We start from the raw sequence: 1,194 nt of genomic DNA, 5'->3' as shown, positions 1-1,194 counted from the left end.
GTTTTCGTAATCTGCTTATACACGGATACGGTAAAATTGACGATATGCAAATGCTTAATATTATGCGGAATAATCTTGGAGATGTGAGGCAGTATCTTGATGCAATTAAAACGATCATAGAAGAGCATACAGGTGGTGAATGCTAGTTGGCGAATAAACCCTTACCTTCTGACGACCAGTTGTATTGCTTTTCTCCAGAACAAAAATCGCTAAATAATTGAACAAATAAAAAAGGAACTACAAAAACATCCACAAATTCGCTTTGCTTTCTTGCATGGGTCTTTTCTTGGCAAACAACCCTGTCATGATCTTGATATAGCTATCTTTTTTGATGACAGTCTTGCAGACGAAGCAATTCTTGACCTCACCCTGGAATTGACCGTAACTCTTACCTGCAAAATTCATCTTCCAGTTGATGTGCGCTCTCTAAACCAGGCAAATACCGGTTTTCGGTATCATGTGACAAAAGGTGTGTTATTAATTTCTAAAGATGAAGAAGAAACATACGATTTCATGGAAAAAACGTGGCGAGATTATCTGGACTTTCAACCACTGGCCATGCAGGTGCTGAAAGATCTAATAGACAAATACTAAGTGGTGCCAGGCACCTGGGGCTAAGTTTTAGGACTTAGGTGGTGGGGAAAATGGTTTTAAAGGTACTGATAGCTGATGACGATCCGGCTGCTGCAGCATACTTAAAAAAAACTATAGAAGAAGTGCCAGAAGTCGAAGTAGTGTCCACTGCCAACGATGGCAAAGAGACCATCAGACAGGTGGAGATTCATCAACCTGATGTGGTCTTTTTAGATATCGATATGCCGGAAATGAACGGTTTGGAAGCTGCCAGGGAATTGGCGGAAATTCAGCCGGATACCTATTTTGGTTTTTGCCACTGCTTTTCCTTTTTTTGCCCCTCATGTTGCCAGCGCGTGGTTTGTTTCGAAAATGTTAGAGTGAAAAAAATTAATGGAGCGGGGTGTGTTTCCAATTGTCAGAGAGAAGCGTTAACAATATTTTAGTTCTGTTAATGGTTGCATTGGCAATTATTTATTTTACAGTTGATAAACTTAATATTTCAGCCAAAAATATTAATATTATTAGGGCACTATTACCACTTATAATGATAATTTTTATTTTGCAGTTGATAAACTTAATATTTCGGCTAAAATATCTGAAAGTTATGAAATCAATTTT

3 protein-coding genes are annotated in these 1,194 nt (G+C 38.1%); all 3 read left to right on the top strand.

All coding sequences use genetic code 11. From position 1 onward, the window contains the following. The first annotated feature begins 11 nt into the window (after positions 1-11). The 3 genes from SSCH_RS21830 to SSCH_RS06790 all read left to right on the top strand — a co-directional run bounded on the left by SSCH_RS21830 (position 12) and on the right by SSCH_RS06790 (position 1,019). A complete protein-coding gene (locus tag SSCH_RS21830) occupies positions 12-146 on the top strand; it encodes a hypothetical protein (RefSeq protein WP_408645708.1) in 135 nt (44 codons plus the stop codon). A gap of 67 nt (positions 147-213) precedes the next feature. After that, positions 214-594: a nucleotidyltransferase domain-containing protein gene (locus SSCH_RS06795; RefSeq protein ID WP_044664815.1), complete on the top strand. Its 381-nt coding sequence runs from the start codon at positions 214-216 to the stop codon at positions 592-594. 50 nt (positions 595-644) lie between these two features. Continuing rightward, positions 645-1,019, top strand: coding sequence for a response regulator (locus SSCH_RS06790; protein WP_044664814.1), 375 nt, complete (start codon positions 645-647; stop codon positions 1,017-1,019). The last annotated feature ends 175 nt before the right edge of the window (positions 1,020-1,194 follow it).

The organism is Syntrophaceticus schinkii (assembly GCF_000946815.1).
Classification (GTDB): domain Bacteria; phylum Bacillota; class DSM-12270; order Thermacetogeniales; family Thermacetogeniaceae; genus Syntrophaceticus; species Syntrophaceticus schinkii.
This window is presented reverse-complemented; position numbering and strand designations above follow the sequence as displayed.